This window comes from Clostridium merdae (assembly GCF_900176635.1).
Classification (GTDB): domain Bacteria; phylum Bacillota; class Clostridia; order Oscillospirales; family Acutalibacteraceae; genus Faecalispora; species Faecalispora merdae.
The window spans coordinates 708,483-723,119 of record NZ_FXLN01000004.1 but is presented as its reverse complement, the minus strand read 5'-3'; the positions used below and the strand labels follow the sequence as shown (position 1 = coordinate 723,119).

Sequence of the window (14,637 nt, the reverse complement as noted above, 5' to 3'; positions counted from 1 at the left end):
ATTATTCCTCCCAGCGTTTCAGAATAAGGCTTGCGTTGTGCCCACCAAAACCGAGGGAATTGGAGAGTGCATAGCGCAAATCTGCTTTTCGGCCGGTGTTCGGTACTACATCCAAATCGCAATCTTCATCCGGTTCACGGTAGTTAACGGTGGGGGGGACAAAGCCTTCTTTCAGCGCAAGTGTGGTTAAGAGTGCTTCTACTGCGCCGCTTGCGCCGAGAAGATGACCGGTCATTGACTTTGTAGAGCTAATCATTAGCTTTTTGGAATGCTCCCCAAACACCGCTTTTACAGCGGCGGTCTCACTTTTATCGTTCAGTGGGGTAGAGGTTCCGTGTGCATTGATATATGCAACCTCTTCCGGATTAATTTTGGCATCTTCTATGGCTTGGCGCATACATTCCCGTGCGGCAGTTCCTTCCGGGTCAGGTGCAGTAATGTGGTAAGCGTCGCAGGTAGAGCCATAGCCTACTACTTCTCCATATATTTTTGCACCGCGCTCTTTTGCGTGCTCTAAGCTTTCTAAGATCAGCATAGCGGCACCCTCACCCATTACAAAGCCGTCTCGCTCTTTATCAAAGGGGATAGATGCTCGGTTGGGGTCTGTGGATTCAGAAAGTGCTTTCATTGAGGTAAAGCCGCCCATGCCCAATGGGGTAATGGAAGACTCTGCACCGCCGCAGATGGCAACATCCGCATAGCCGGCGCGAATCAGACGCATCGCGTCGCCAACTGCATTTGTACCGCCGGCACATGCGGTAACCGGGCAGGTTACCATTCCGCGAAAACCAGTGCGAATGGCAATGTGCGCCGCACCCATGTTCGCAATGCACATGGGAATGAAGTAAGGGGATACACGGTCAAAGCCCTTTTGTTCACCACGGGCATGCTCGGACTCAATGGTGCCAAGGCCGCCAATACCACTGGAGACGATTACAGCACAGCGATAAGTGTTTTCTTTTTCCATAACTAAACCGCTATCCTGAAACGCTTGGTCGGCAGCCGCAATTGCTAGCTGTGTAAAACGGTCAAGCTTTCTGGCTTCGCGTTTATCAATATAGTTTTCCGGTTGAAAGTTTTTTACCTCTCCGGCAATTTTAACCTTCTGATTCGCTGTATCATACAGCGTGATTTCTCCAATTCCGCAGACTCCGTCTTTTGCGGAGCGCCAAGTTTCGTCTGCGGTAATTCCAATGGGAGTTAATGCACCAAGTCCGGTGATAACAACACGTCGTTCCGTCATAGTAACCTCCTGAAACTGCCCGCCAACTGGCGGTAGTCTAAAAATAAAAGATTGGTTAAACGGCCATTCCGCCGTCTACACAAAGCACCTGGCCGGTGATGTAGCCAGCCTCTTCACTGGCAAAAAAGGCAATTGCGGCTGCAATTTCTTCCGGTTTACCGGCACGTGACATGGGAATACCCTGAAGAAGCTGCTCTTTTACTGCATCCGGCAGAACGCCGGTCATATCTGTTTCAATTAAGCCGGGGGCTACTGCATTCACCGTAACATTGCGCCCGGCAAGCTCTTTGGCTAATGATTTGGTCATACCGATTAATCCGGCTTTACTGGCGGAATAATTGATTTGCCCTGCATTACCGCGTACACCGGCAACACTGCTCAGATTAATCATTCTGCCCCAGCGCTGTTTCATCATAATACGGGAAGCCAGTTTCATGCAAAGAAACGCACCCTTTAAATTGGTATTGATAACATCATCAAAGTTCTCTTCGCTCATGCGGAGAATGAGGCTGTCTCGAGTTATTCCAGCATTGTTTACAAGTATGTCAATGCTTTGAAAGGATTCCTGCGCCTTCGCAAAGATTTCTTCGCAGCCTGCTGCGGAAGAAACATCGGCTTGTACCAGAATAACTTCTGCACCAAGCTCACGGCATTCGGCGGCGGTTTCTTCCGCGGCCTGAAGATTACCGGCGTAGTTGATGACAATGTTCTTGCCCTCGGAAGCGAACTTTTTGCATACGGCGCGGCCAATGCCACGGCTTCCACCGGTAACGATGGCGGTTCTTACAGTCTGGCTCATTGTGCGGCTCCTTTCAGTGCTTCAATTGTAGCGCGCAGGCTTTCCACGTCTTCCACGGAATACGTTTTCAAGTTCTTTGTGGTTTTGCGTACGAAACCGGCTAAAACCTTACCGGGGCCAATTTCCACTAAAGTATCAATGCCCGCCTGCTCCATGTAACGAATGGAATCTTCAAAATAGGTACTGCTCTGCACCTGGCGTTCCATTAAAGCCGGAATGCTCTCGTTCGGTTGAAGTGGTTTAGCAGATACATTAAAGATAACAGGTACTTTCATCTCACCGAACGTAATTTTCTTGAAGTACTCAGCGAGTGCATCACCCGCAGGGTGCATAAGCGAGCTGTGGAATGGGCCGGGCAAATGCAGCGGAATACAGCGGCGGGCTCCAGCTGCGAGCGCCAGCTCACTGGCTTTTTCAACGGCAGCCTTTTCGCCTGCAATTACCATTTGTCCGGGGCAATTGTAGTTTGCAATCTCAACGATTCCAAGGGAAGAAGCTTCATTGCAAACCTGTTTTAGAGCGTCCCTATCCAGATTCATAATGGCTGCCATTGCACAAGGGAGATCTCCTACGGCAGTTTCCATTACCTTGCCACGAAAGGCGGTCAGAGCGATTGCCGTATCGGCATCAAAAACTCCTGCGGCAGTAAGCGCGGAATACTCTCCTAGGCTTAAGCCTGCTACCATTTCCGGGTGAATTCCCTCTTGCTCTAAAAGAGCAGTAATTCCAGAACAAAAAGCGACCATGCAGGGCTGTGTTTTTCTGGTTTGATTAAGTTCCTCTTCAGGGCCATTTTCTATCATTTCTTTGATATTAAAGCCTGCGGCATCGGTATCGTAAAAACGACGGAACTCGGGGTATTGTTCATATAAATCCATACCCATTCCAACGTGTTGACTCCCTTGGCCAACATAGATAAAAGCCAATCTCATTAGGAATCCCTCCATCCTTGTTTCAGTTCTTCCAGCAGCTTTTGTACAGGCAGAATGCGATCAAGCTTCCAAGCATTGCTGCCACAGAAGAATAGGCCTTCGTCCCAGTTGCCGCGCACGGCTTCTGACAAAGCTTTGGTAATGCAGTACGGTGTTGTAGCTGGATTACAGGGGTGCAAACAATCCACGCATTTTTGTACGGGAATTCTCAGCTCATTGCGTAAACGCTCAATCAGGGGAGAGTTGAGTGCGCGCCCCGGCATTCCAACCGGGCTTTTAATAATACAAATATCCTCTTTTTTGGCATTTACTAATATTTCTTTATAACGTTGGGAGGCATCGCACTCCTCCGTAGCGATAAAACGGGTTCCCACTTGAACCCCTGCCGCACCCAGCTTTAAAAAGCGAGCAACATCTTCAGCGGTGTAAACACCACCGGCAACGAACACCGGGATTTGCTTTTGATATTTCTCTTCATACGGTTTTATTTCTTTAAGAACCTCCGGTAGAATTTGTTCCGGAGTTTGAGCCGTACCATTTTCCAGCTCGTCTGCGTGAAAGCCGAGATGCCCGCCAGCCATTGGCCCCTCAATTACAATAAAGTCCGGGCAAACCTTGTGGCGTTTATCCCACATACGGCAAATGGTATGCGCCGCTCTTCCGCTTGAAACAATGGGGGCAATAGCCGTATTGCTGCCTTTTACATAAGCAGGAAGATCTGAGGGGAGACCAGCCCCTGAAATGACAGCATCTGCGCCTGCTTCTACGGCAGCCTGAATTGTTTCAGCATAGTGCGTAGTGGCAACCATCGCATTGATGGCAACCCAGCCATTTCCCTGCGCAATCTGCTTTGCTTTCTGTATTTGGTCTTTTAGGGCATTAATATTACACCGGAGCGCGTTTTTCCAAAAATCCGGCTCGGCAAAGCCTGGGTTTGCCGCACTGATAACACCCATTGCGCCGTGCTTTGCTACATGCCCTGCCAAATTACCAAGGGAAACACCAATTCCCATTCCACCTTGAATAATAGGCAGCAGCAAGGGTCTTTCTTTGACCAGAACCATAGTTAGCGCTCCTGTTCCAGCTTTGCAAGGGCATCAATATACCCATTATAAAGCTCTTCAAATATATAACGCAGTGGCTTTATCTCGTGAAGTTGACCTGCAACCTGCCCCGCCATAAGTGAACCGTTGTCAACGTCACCCTCCAAAACTGCACGGCGCAGTGAGCCAAGTGTGTAGTGCTCGAGCTCCATTTTATCTGCTCCTGCAGTTTCTTTTTTCAGGTATTCACGTACCATCTTATTTTTTAGGAGGCGAACCGGAACACCCGCCGAACGGCCGGTAACGGTAGTGCCATTGTCTTTTGCCTTCAGAATTGCAGCTTTATAATTGGCATGAACAGGGCATTCTTCACTCACGAGTAGGCAGGTACCAAGCTGTGCACCAATTGCACCTAAGGCAAAGGCTGCTAATAGCTGCCTGCCGCTGGCAATACCACCCGCAGCAATCACGGGTATATTTACTGCGTCTGCGACCTGAGGCACAAGTGCCATAGTGGTAAGCTCACCTACGTGGCCACCGCTTTCGGTACCCTCCGCAATTACAGCATCTGCACCGTAATCAGCGACACGTTTCGCAAGGGCTACGCCTGGTACAACCGGAATCACCTTAGCTCCGGCATCCTTCCACATAGAGATATAAGAGCTGGGGTTGCCCGCGCCGGTTGTAATAACAGGTATTTTTTCCTGTGCAGCCAGTTCAGCCATTTCTTTGGCCTGCGGGTGCATGAGCATAATATTAACGCCGAAAGGCTTATCTGTTTTTTCTTTGCAAATCCGGATGTTCTCTGCAAAGGAATCCAGATTCATCCCACCTGCACCGATTAAGCCAAGGCCGCCTGCATTAGAAACCGCCGCGGCAAATTCGCCCGTGGCAATATTGGCCATACCGCCTTGAATAAACGGAAACTCAATTCCGAGCCAGTTGTTCAGTCTCATGTTGATTCCTCCTTTTTACCATTCCAGAATAGCGCCGCCCCAGGTAAGACCAGCACCAAAACCAACACATAGCGTACGGGTTCCGGGGGTTAGCAGACCCTGCTCTGCCATTTCGTCCAAAGCAATTGGAATGCTAGCAGCGGAGGTATTGCCGTAGTTGTGCACATTTAAGTAAAACTTTTCTTCTGGTAAATGTGTTTTGCGAATCACACTGGATATAATGCGCTGATTTGCCTGATGGCAAACAAAATAATCTATTTGGTCAGCGGAAAGCTGCGCTTTTTGAAGCGTATCTTCAATGGAGCGCGGTACTGTTTCAACGGCAAAGCGGAATACATCGCTTCCATTCATAAAAATTCGATGTGGTTCTGCTCCGTGAGCATTGGTACAGCCTAGAAGAGTATCATCTCCGCGGCAGCCAAGTACGCTGGTAAACGAATGCTTGTCAGAAAGCTCAATAACTGCGGCACCCGCACCGTCACCAAACAATACGCAGGTGCTTCGGTCCTCAAAATCCAGCACGCGGGAGATAACTTCGCTTCCAATTAATAAAGCGCGGGTATATCCGCTTTGCATCAAAAGTCCGCGAACAACGGTAAGGCCATATAAAAAGCCAGTGCAGCCCACGCTAATATCAAAAGAAGGGCAGTCCTCCGGCAAAGCAAGCCGACGCTGAACCTGCGTTGCAACGGCAGGGGACATATGGTCCGGTGTAAAGGTAGCCACCACACATGCGCCAATTTCTTCCGGGCGTGCACCGGCCTTTTCCATCGCCTTTTTTGCAGCAGCGGTTGCTAAATCCGCATTGCTTTCGCCCTGCACAAAATGCCTTTGGCGAATTCCGGTTCGAGTGGAAATCCACTCGTCGTTTGTGTCGGTCAGCTTGCTGATGTCGTCATTTGTCACTATTTTTTCCGGGATGCAGCGCCCGGTTCCTAATATATGAATTCCAGTCATATGGCCTCCTTTGTCGTCCCAATCCTTCTAAACTTATCGTACCTTTGATTGGCCAAATTCTCTTCACTGAGTGGTAAAAGCTCTTTTAGGTTGCGAAGTATAGCTTCATCCAGTGCAGAATAAATTGCATTGTGGTCGCGGTGTGCACCTCCGCGGGGTTCGGCAATAATCTCATCTGCTACCCCAAATTGCAGTAAATCTTGAGCGGTTAGCTTCATCATTCCGCTTGCTTCGCCGCTTCGGGTGGAATCCTTCCACAAAATCGATGCAAACCCCTCCGGCGAAAGAACCGAGTAGACGGCGTGTTCCAGCATGAGCAGGCGATTGGCAACACCAAGCGCCAAAGCACCTCCGCTTCCGCCCTCACCGGTAACAATTGCAATTACAGGAACCGTAAGCTGGCTCATTGCCGCCAAATTACGTGCAATGGCTTCGCTCTGACCGTTTGTTTCCGCTTCCAGCCCGGGGAATGCGCCGGGAGTATCAATAAAAGTAATAATGGGGCGCCCAAATTTTTCAGCTTGCTTCATCAGTCGTAAGGATTTACGGTACCCTTCCGGGCCGGGCATGCCAAAATTATAATACATGTTTTCTTCCAGATTTTTACCCTTGCAGTGACCTATTACGGTAACGGGGATACCATGGTAAAAAGCCACTCCACCAAGAATGCTTTTGTCGTCTTTATTCAGGCGATCGCCTCTTAGCTCAAAGAAATCTTGAAACAACGCCGCTGTATAGTCGCGGATACCCGGGCGCTTTGGCCGTCTAGCAAGGTAAACCTTATCGGCAGGGGTAAGCTCAGCGTATGCTTCCAATAGCTTTTTGCGTTCTCCCTCCAACTGCCAAATTCGAAGCTGGGGTATTTTAGATTTCTCTCGCAGGGCGGTAAGCTCTTGGTCAAGCTGGTCCAGCTTAAGTTCCGTCTCTTTAATCATGCAGGCATTCCTCCTTTTTGGTGAATCTGAAGAAGAAAGCCTAAGGTAGACTTCATTTCTCCTCGGGGAACAATACGGTCTACAAAGCCGTGCTCCTCCTGAAATTCAGCGCGCTGAAAGCCCTCGGGCAGCTTTTGGCGGATGGTCTGCTCAATTACGCGTGGGCCGGCAAAACCAATGAGAGCACCAGGCTCTGCAAGAGTAATATCGCCAAGGCCGGCAAAGCTTGCGCTAACACCGCCGGTTGTGGGGTGTGTTAGGTAAGAGATATATAAACCGCCTTCTTTTGCAAACCGTGCCAACGCAGCACTGGTTTTGGCCATTTGCATTAAAGAAAGGATTCCCTCCTGCATTCTGGCGCCGCCGCTCGCACTGAAAATGACTAAGGGAAGGTGATTTGCAAGCGCGTACTCAACGGCACTTGTAATAATTTCCCCAACTTGTACTCCCATGCTTCCCATAAAAAAGCGACTGTCGAGCACTGCCACAACAGCAGGCTGCGAATGAATCTCTAATGAGGCAAATAAAGCGGCATCCGCTAACCCTGTTTTTTGCCGGTTTTCTTCGAGCTTTTCCGGGTAACCGGGAAAGTTCAAGGGGTTTTCTGGGCATGCGGGAAGATCAAGCATATTCAGCGTACCGGGGTCAGCAATCAAGTTTAGGCGTTCTTGGGCGGAAATAGGTAGGTGATGCCCGCACAAGGGGCAAACCATTTGCTTTTCTGCTAATTGTGCCCGTGAAATATCTTTTTTGCAGCTTGGGCAAGCCGTATAGCCCAGCACCTCTTTGTCGCTAGACTCCTTACGGGTCTTTTGCGTTGGAAGGCGAAGCATTGAAAATAACGTCATCTTTGGGTGTGAGGAAGGGTTATTCATGGCATATTCCTTTCTTTTACGTAAAACAATGTCCATCTGTTCATTTTTGGTTGCTCTGTTGTTCTATAAATGCAACAATATCGCTTACTGTTTGAAAGCGGACAAGTTGTTCGTCTAATATTGTTACTTCAAATGTGTCTTCTAATTCCATAGCCAGTTCTGCAAGGTCAAAAGAATCGAGATTAAGGTCATCTTTTAATGAGGCCTGCATGGTAATTACAATTACACTAAGGGTTGTTCTATTGGCAATTAAATCTCTGATTTCTTCGAAAATCACGATTTTGAACCTCTTCTCTGAGCGCTTTGGTGAAAAATACTTAAAAATATTTAATTAAAAAATTTTAATCTCATCCTATTCCAATTCAACGAAAAAGTCAAGAAAAATTTATGTAAATAAATGGGTTTTCGAATGGCCAGAGTATGCTGTGCTTGACTTTTCCAATCTCTTCCAGTACAATCAAAATCAAGGTGATCCTCGCCTAAAACGGTTCTGTTTGTCTCGTTTTTATCAAGAAAACGAGCAAATAATGAGGGTGGATTAAAACAAGATTGAGAGAGACCTCATAGGAAAAATGCGACTCGCGGGCAAAGTACCTTGCGGGTGTTTTTTTATCTCTTTACTATCGTTAGAAATACTGTCCACACTGCTTTGAGGTGAGGGAAATTAGCCAAGTATGAAAAGAGATGGCTAGAAAACAAACTGCAAAGATGGGAGGTTGCAGATGGAAAGAATAAGGATTGGTTGCCACGAAGATAAACTTGCAATCATTCATACAAGACGCATTATGCAGGATATAAAAAGAGCGGATTCAGCATGCCAGCTCGATTTGATGCCTATCTCAGCGGCGGAGGAACCAGTGCAGGAGCAGACGGGGCAACCCCCCGTGGAAGAAAAGCCAATTTGCGTATTACAGCGTGCTCTTTTAGAAAAAAGAATTGACCAAGTAGTATATGATTTAGCAGAGTTACAGCATAATCTCGCACCGGGGTTAAAGATTGCGGCGTATTGTACACGCCTAAACGTTAAACACACTCTAGTTCTTCCCATTGGAGCACAACAGCCGGAGTTAGACAGACCAATTGGTGTGTCAGGAGTCCATAGGAGAGTTCAGGTAGGCTCGTTCTACCCACGTTACGACATTGCACCGATTCGCGGAGATGTACATAGCCGGCTGAAACGATTAGACAGAGGGGATTATTCTGCTCTGATTTTACCGTGTGATGAGCTGTTTCTGTTAGGCTTACGTAACCGTAGCGGGCGAATTTTTACAGAGCAAGAGATTGTTCCTGCGGCGGGGCAAGGGATCTTTGCCATAGTAACAAGAATTGGTGAACCACACTATTGTCTTTCGGGAGTGGATGATTTTGAAAGCCGCTGCTGTGCAAAGGCGGAACTGGCATTTTTAAAACAGTTTAAAAATCCAGGTGCGGATCCTATTGCTGCATTTGCAAAAATAGAAGAGAATGAGATTGTATTAACTGGTTTTTACAACGATGGCAAACAAAGCGTAAAAAAGCAAATGAATGCACCAATTGCTGAGGCAGCAAAGCTTGGCGAGCACTTAGCAAACGTAATCTTAAATTAACCTAGCTAGAATAAACGTTAAATGTATATGGTAAGTTCAGTAGGGGATAACAGATTTATAAAAAGTTAGTAAAACTAAAGTTTGTGAAGAAAATAGGAATTAATTTGTAAAATATTTTAAAATTGATAATTATTCTTAAAAATCTATTGAAATTCAAAAAAGCTTCCTGTATAATAGGTGTTAGTAAAGAGTAACGGTTTAATACGGTTACAAAAATTTATGATACGTATTAGGAGGTAATTTAATATGACAAACTTAATTGGACGTGAACTACCGGATTTTAAACTGCAGGCGTATCATCAGGGTGAGCTAAAAGAGGTAACTCGTGAGGATTTGGAAGGCAAGTGGAACATTCTGTTTTTCTATCCCGCTGATTTTTCTTTCGTTTGCCCCACTGAATTAGGCGACCTTGCAGATTATTATAGTGAATTCCAGAAAATTGGCGCAGAGATTTATTCCGTTTCAACCGACAGCCAGTTTGTTCATAAAGCTTGGGCAGATGCGTCTGAGACCATCCAAAAGATTAAATACCCCATGCTGGCAGACCGTGCCGGCGTGCTCTCAAAGGAGCTGGGTATTTATGTAGAGTCTGCTGGCTTGGCACTGCGTGGTACCTTTATTGTAAACCCGCAGGGTAAAATTGTTGCTTATGAGGTAAATGATTTGGGAATCGGCCGTAATGCAGAAGAGCTTTTGCGCAAGGTGCATGCAGCTCAGTTTGTAGACAAGCATGGCGATCAGGTTTGCCCGGCCAAATGGAAGCCCGGTGAAGAGACTCTTTCTCCCAGCTTAAACTTGGTAGGTAAGCTGTAATTTTGAACAATTTGGGCCGCTGCCGTATTGGCGGCGGCCTTTTTTAAAAGGGGAGTATTACAACATGAATCCGATTTATGATTTAATAATTATCGGCGCTGGCAGCGCCGGATTAGCGGCGGGAGTCTATGCAGGCCGCGCAAAGCTCAAAACACTTATTTTAGAAAAAAGTAACCCGGGCGGTCAGGTAGGGAACACTGCCGAGGTTGTAAACTACCCCGGCATCCGCAAAACGGGAGGCCCCGAGCTTGTAGAAGAAATGAAGAACCATGTTCGTGATTTTGGCGTGAAGATTGAAACAGCGGAAATTGAGCGTGTGGATTTTTCCGGAGAGATTAAAACGCTCTACGCTTCCTCTAGAACGTACCAAAGCCGCTCGGTCATTATTGCCACCGGTGCATCTCCCCGCAAAGGCGGGTTTGATGGGGAAGAGCAGTACAGCGGCCACGGAGTTGCGTATTGTGCAACCTGTGACGGTGAGTTCTTTAGTGGGCTCGATATTTTTGTAATTGGCGGTGGCTTTGCTGCGGCAGAAGAAGCTATTTACCTAACCCGTTTTGCAAAGTCGGTTACTATTGTGATTCGCGGGAGTGATTTTAGTTGTGCAAGAACGGTTGCAGACAAGGCATTGGCACACCCCAAAATCACCGTAAAGTTTAATACACTGCTCGACAAGGTAGAGGGTGATTCGCTTCTTCGTAGAGCCTACTTTAAAAACAAGCTAACAGGTGAAACAGAAGTATACGAAGCTGGGGAAAACGGAACATTTGGTGTTTTTGTTTTTGTAGGATACGACCCAGCTACCGAACTCTTTCAAGGTCATGTAGAGATGGATAAGGATGGCTATATTCTTACAGACGAAGCCATGCACACCAATATTCCAGGCGTTTTTGCCGCAGGTGATTTGCGCCCCAAGCTGCTTCGACAAATAGTAACCGCGGTAGCAGACGGTGCAGTAGCGGCAACCTCCGCTGAAAAATACGTCACCAAAGAAAAAGAACGCCTTGGCATTCCCATGTTTGAAGAGGATGCTGTAACCATTGAGGAAGCACCGGCATCCGAGCAAAAAGAAGGCTCGGCAAAGCCTGTGGCGCCGAATGGTGATTATTTAAGTGGTGAACTTAAGGGTCAGCTTTCACAAGTATTCCAACGGCTCAAAAAAGACATGACCATAGTTACGGTAGTGGATTCCTCAAACAAGAAGTCTTTGGAGTTGGAGGTTTTTCTGCGTGAAATTGAATCGTTGAGTGACCATATTCACCTGCAAGTATACCAAAAAGGTGAAAATCCAGAAATTGAGCAAAAGCTGGGAATTGAACGTTTTCCCGTAGCCGCTTTTCTAAATGATGTAGGTCAATTCAGCGGAGTTAAATTCAGTGCAGTTCCCGGTGGACACGAGATAAACTCGTTTGTACTTGGGATTCTGCATTTGGCGGCCGAGGATAAGCTAACTCCGGAGCAGGTTGAAAAAATCCGTCAGTTACCACCCAACACAGTTTTAAAGGTTGGTGTAACTTTGGCGTGCCCCTATTGCCCAGATGTTGTTGCGGCAGCACATTCCATTGCGATTGCCAGCGGTGGTAATGTAACGGCAGAAATGCTGGATGTTGCTTTATTCCCAGACATTCGAGAAAAATACCGCATAATGAGTGTTCCGGCACTGATTGTAAATAATAATGAGCAGGCTACCTTTGGTTCTCAAACCTTTGATCAAATTCTTAAAAAAGTGATTGAGGGATAAATTAATTCTTAGTGAAAAACGAACGGTTTTCTTATAAAAGAGAAATGCCTCCGATTTAATCGGGGGCTTTTTTCACCTATCCATTGTAAACTATTTTAAAATAAATTGGTTGACAATATAAATCCTCCCTGATACAATAAAACAAACGTGGTTGGCCGGCCTTACGAAAGCCCTCAAAAAAGAGAGAGTGGAAATGTAGCATTCTCTTTTTGGGATGGGCAAAGAAAAAAGATACGCAAGTATTAGGAGGAAGTCTTTTAATGAGTATCGTTCATGATTGGAAAGAAAAAATCCTTGCTGGGGAAAAAATTAATCGCTCCGGTGTTGAGGAATTGCTCATAATGCCTTTAGAGGAGCTGTGTGAGGCGGCAAATCAAATTCGAGAAACCTTAAATGGAAATGTGCTGGATACCTGCTTGATTTTAAATGGGAAAAGTGGCTTGTGTACCGAAAACTGTAGGTACTGTTCCCAAGCTCGTGGGCATAAAACCGGAGTGGAGGAATATTCGCTCCTGACGGTAGATCGTATTGTGGAAGAGGGCCTGCAAACAGCGGAGCAGGGTGTTGACCGTTTTTCGGTCGTAACCTCTGGCGTGCGGGTATCGGATGCGGAAATTGATGTTTTATGTCGTGCTTATTCTAAAATCCGAGAGGAATCCGACATTCAGCTCTGTGCCTCTCATGGGTTAATCAATCACGAACAATTTTTACGATTAAAAGAAGCAGGTATTACCCGTATCCATAATAACTTAGAAACTTCTCGTCGCTATTTTCCGCATGTTTGTACCACCCATACATACGATGATAAAATCAAGACCATTCGTGACGCACAAAAAGCGGGTCTTGAAATATGCAGCGGTGGAATTATTGGTATGGGGGAAGAGATGAGCGACCGCTTAGATATGGCCTTTGAGCTGCGCGACTTAGGTGTTGAGTCCATCCCTGTAAATGTGTTAATGGCGATTCCCGGCACGCCGCTACAAGACCAACCCTTGCTGCCGGAAGACGAAATTCTGCGTACCATTGCATTGTTCCGCTTTATTAACCCTACGGCAAATATTCGTTTGGCCGGCGGTCGTAACTCAATGACGGACTGCGGCAGACTGGCGTTACATGCCGGAGCAAATGCCTCCATTACTGGCAATATGCTAACAACCTCCGGCAATACCGTAAAGCAGGATTTTGAAATGTTTGCTAAGGCGGGCTTTCAGCTAAAGTGCCAGATTCGAGCATGACCATTTTATCGAAATAATAAGAGTTCTCTCACAACATACGGAAAGAGGAGATGGCTTACGCCATCTCCTCTTTCCGTATGTAATCTAATTTTGCGAATCTTCTTCTGTTAAAAATGCCATCTTTTTTCGGCTCTTTATCCATTCTAGCCCAAAATGAAATATGGGTAGTAGAAAAAGATAAAATGCAAATAAAATACTGGTAGTAGGTGCTCCAACGGTCATGAGTGGCATACCGCCTGCTATGCTCCAAGGGATGAGGGGGGCAATGACAATAACCGTATCTTCTAAAATAAGAGCAAGCTTTTTACGGTCGGGTACAATGGAATCACACATTTGAAAAGTGAGCATGGTTGCCAGCGTTTGGTTACAGCTAATGGCACTCATTAACACGGATGTAAATAAGACTGAGCCAACCGGTGTGATTTTATAAGAAGATGCCTCTACAAGTTTGCGAATTTCTGTAAGCAGCTCTGTTTTTTTGAATATACCAAAGTAGGAGGTGGAAATTAGAATGATTCCTGCTACCTTTGCCATTGAAAGGATTCCGCCACCGTTTAACAATGACCCAAGCTCTGTATTTGAAGAATGGTACCCCAGTAAGAGACTGGGTAACAGCTCTGTTATGGGTGTTTTTTGTACGGTAAGGCAAATCAAACACGCCAATAAAATGCTGATTACCATTGTTGTTTTAACTGGTACGCGAAACAAGGATAATAGAATAATCAAAAGAGCAGGTAAAACTACAATAAAAGAAAGATTAAAATTCTCGCGGAACAAATTCAGTGAAGCAACATTACCCGTTTGAGAAGTAGTTCCCTTTGCAAAAAAATAGAATAGGCAGGAAAGCACAAATGGAACAACAGAGGTTTGAAACATCCGGCGAATATTGTCGTAAATATCCGTTCCAGTTAGCTCGCTGACCAATAAAGCACTCGAGGACATAGGGGAGCAGCGGTCGCCAAAATAAGAGCCCGCTAAAATAGCACCACCGCAAAGAACAGGGTCAACCTGAAGGGAACGTGAAATCATCATGCACACAACTCCCATGGTTGCGGCTGTTCCAAAAGAGGTTCCCATCAGAAAAGACATCATACAACATAATAGAAAGGTGTACAAGACAAATAAAGTAGGGTCTAGAATTTGAATGGCGTGATAAATTAAGTATGGTATTGTGCCGGAGATTCGCCAAACAGAGGTAATCATACCTATCAATACAAATATAATTAGAATATTTTTTGCTCCGCGTATTCCGTCCAGCATCATGGCTCCCATTTGTAAGAGTGTGTTTTTCTTTATTAATCCGTACACTAAAAAGCAAATCAGCCCAAAGGTAAGAGCCAATAGGATGGGAAGTCCACTCACAATACAAGCAATCAGCCCAAATAAAAAGAAAGAAAGCGTAATTCGTTCTGCCACAATAAAATCCCCCACATAAATCAATTGTAATTTATTATAGCGAAATCATAGGAACTTTCCAATCTTTTCTTTCATAAAAGTGATGGCGTTGATTTTCCATAAGTAA

Annotated in this window: 14 protein-coding genes; 4 read left to right on the top strand and 10 right to left on the bottom strand. The window is 46.1% G+C overall.

Annotated features, from left to right (window positions below; translation table 11 throughout):
• Position 1: 1 nt before the first annotated feature.
• The 9 genes from fabF to CAN90_RS08850 all read right to left on the bottom strand — a co-directional run bounded on the left by fabF (position 2) and on the right by CAN90_RS08850 (position 8,017).
• Positions 2-1,243: a beta-ketoacyl-ACP synthase II gene (fabF, locus tag CAN90_RS08890; protein ID WP_085833477.1), complete on the bottom strand. Its 1,242-nt coding sequence runs from the start codon at positions 1,241-1,243 to the stop codon at positions 2-4.
• 55 nt (positions 1,244-1,298) lie between these two features.
• Positions 1,299-2,042 (bottom strand): 3-oxoacyl-[acyl-carrier-protein] reductase, encoded by a 744-nt coding sequence (gene fabG, locus CAN90_RS08885; RefSeq protein ID WP_085833476.1) that lies wholly within the window; start codon positions 2,040-2,042, stop codon positions 1,299-1,301.
• Positions 2,039-2,974: an ACP S-malonyltransferase gene (fabD, locus tag CAN90_RS08880; protein WP_085833475.1), complete on the bottom strand. Its 936-nt coding sequence runs from the start codon at positions 2,972-2,974 to the stop codon at positions 2,039-2,041. Before fabD ends, fabG begins: the two co-directional genes overlap by 4 nt.
• Positions 2,974-4,038 carry an NAD(P)H-dependent flavin oxidoreductase gene (locus CAN90_RS08875; RefSeq protein ID WP_085833474.1) on the bottom strand — a complete coding sequence of 355 codons (1,065 nt, stop codon included), beginning with the start codon at positions 4,036-4,038 and terminating at the stop codon, positions 2,974-2,976. The genes fabD and CAN90_RS08875 overlap by 1 nt, the downstream gene beginning before the upstream one ends.
• 2 nt (positions 4,039-4,040) lie before the next feature.
• Positions 4,041-4,973, bottom strand: a complete 933-nt coding sequence (locus tag CAN90_RS08870; RefSeq protein ID WP_085833473.1) for a nitronate monooxygenase — start codon at positions 4,971-4,973, stop codon at positions 4,041-4,043.
• A 15-nt stretch (positions 4,974-4,988) separates the two neighbouring features.
• Positions 4,989-5,930, bottom strand: a complete 942-nt coding sequence (locus CAN90_RS08865) for a beta-ketoacyl-ACP synthase III (protein WP_085833472.1) — start codon at positions 5,928-5,930, stop codon at positions 4,989-4,991.
• Positions 5,927-6,865 carry an acetyl-CoA carboxylase carboxyltransferase subunit alpha gene (locus tag CAN90_RS08860; RefSeq protein WP_085833471.1) on the bottom strand — a complete coding sequence of 313 codons (939 nt, stop codon included), beginning with the start codon at positions 6,863-6,865 and terminating at the stop codon, positions 5,927-5,929. The genes CAN90_RS08865 and CAN90_RS08860 overlap by 4 nt, the downstream gene beginning before the upstream one ends.
• Positions 6,862-7,698 carry an acetyl-CoA carboxylase, carboxyltransferase subunit beta gene (gene accD / locus CAN90_RS08855; RefSeq protein ID WP_423236550.1) on the bottom strand — a complete coding sequence of 279 codons (837 nt, stop codon included), beginning with the start codon at positions 7,696-7,698 and terminating at the stop codon, positions 6,862-6,864. The genes CAN90_RS08860 and accD overlap by 4 nt, the downstream gene beginning before the upstream one ends.
• Before the next feature lie 82 nt (positions 7,699-7,780).
• Positions 7,781-8,017, bottom strand: coding sequence for an acyl carrier protein (locus CAN90_RS08850; RefSeq protein WP_085833470.1), 237 nt, complete (start codon positions 8,015-8,017; stop codon positions 7,781-7,783).
• A gap of 445 nt (positions 8,018-8,462) precedes the next feature.
• Here CAN90_RS08850 and CAN90_RS08845 point away from each other — a divergent pair, with 445 nt between their 5' ends.
• The 4 genes from CAN90_RS08845 (at position 8,463) to bioB (ending at position 13,115) form a co-directional block, all read left to right on the top strand.
• Positions 8,463-9,326 carry a hydroxymethylbilane synthase gene (locus CAN90_RS08845; RefSeq protein ID WP_085833469.1) on the top strand — a complete coding sequence of 288 codons (864 nt, stop codon included), beginning with the start codon at positions 8,463-8,465 and terminating at the stop codon, positions 9,324-9,326.
• A gap of 246 nt (positions 9,327-9,572) precedes the next feature.
• Complete coding sequence (gene ahpC / locus CAN90_RS08840) at positions 9,573-10,139, top strand: alkyl hydroperoxide reductase subunit C (protein ID WP_085833468.1); 567 nt, start codon at positions 9,573-9,575, stop codon at positions 10,137-10,139.
• 64 nt (positions 10,140-10,203) lie between these two features.
• Complete coding sequence (locus CAN90_RS08835) at positions 10,204-11,880, top strand: FAD-dependent oxidoreductase (protein ID WP_085833467.1); 1,677 nt, start codon at positions 10,204-10,206, stop codon at positions 11,878-11,880.
• A 260-nt stretch (positions 11,881-12,140) separates the two neighbouring features.
• Positions 12,141-13,115, top strand: a complete 975-nt coding sequence (gene bioB, locus CAN90_RS08830) for a biotin synthase BioB (protein WP_085833466.1) — start codon at positions 12,141-12,143, stop codon at positions 13,113-13,115.
• 84 nt (positions 13,116-13,199) lie between these two features.
• Here bioB and CAN90_RS08825 read toward each other — a convergent pair whose 3' ends face one another.
• A complete protein-coding gene (locus CAN90_RS08825; protein ID WP_085833465.1) occupies positions 13,200-14,531 on the bottom strand; it encodes a Na+/H+ antiporter NhaC family protein in 1,332 nt (443 codons plus the stop codon).
• Positions 14,532-14,637 lie beyond the last annotated feature (106 nt).

Coding starts and splice junctions, on each gene's coding strand:
- fabF (WP_085833477.1), bottom strand. CDS start 1,243: ATGACGGAACGACGTGTTGTTATCACCGGACTTGGTGCATTAACTCCC.
- fabD (WP_085833475.1), bottom strand. CDS start 2,974: ATGAGATTGGCTTTTATCTATGTTGGCCAAGGGAGTCAACACGTTGGA.
- CAN90_RS08865 (WP_085833472.1), bottom strand. CDS start 5,930: ATGACTGGAATTCATATATTAGGAACCGGGCGCTGCATCCCGGAAAAA.
- bioB (WP_085833466.1), top strand. CDS start 12,141: ATGAGTATCGTTCATGATTGGAAAGAAAAAATCCTTGCTGGGGAAAAA.
- CAN90_RS08870 (WP_085833473.1), bottom strand. CDS start 4,973: ATGAGACTGAACAACTGGCTCGGAATTGAGTTTCCGTTTATTCAAGGC.
- accD (WP_423236550.1), bottom strand. CDS start 7,698: ATGCTTCGCCTTCCAACGCAAAAGACCCGTAAGGAGTCTAGCGACAAA.
- fabG (WP_085833476.1), bottom strand. CDS start 2,042: ATGAGCCAGACTGTAAGAACCGCCATCGTTACCGGTGGAAGCCGTGGC.
- CAN90_RS08860 (WP_085833471.1), bottom strand. CDS start 6,865: ATGATTAAAGAGACGGAACTTAAGCTGGACCAGCTTGACCAAGAGCTT.
- CAN90_RS08835 (WP_085833467.1), top strand. CDS start 10,204: ATGAATCCGATTTATGATTTAATAATTATCGGCGCTGGCAGCGCCGGA.
- CAN90_RS08845 (WP_085833469.1), top strand. CDS start 8,463: ATGGAAAGAATAAGGATTGGTTGCCACGAAGATAAACTTGCAATCATT.
- ahpC (WP_085833468.1), top strand. CDS start 9,573: ATGACAAACTTAATTGGACGTGAACTACCGGATTTTAAACTGCAGGCG.
- CAN90_RS08875 (WP_085833474.1), bottom strand. CDS start 4,038: ATGGTTCTGGTCAAAGAAAGACCCTTGCTGCTGCCTATTATTCAAGGT.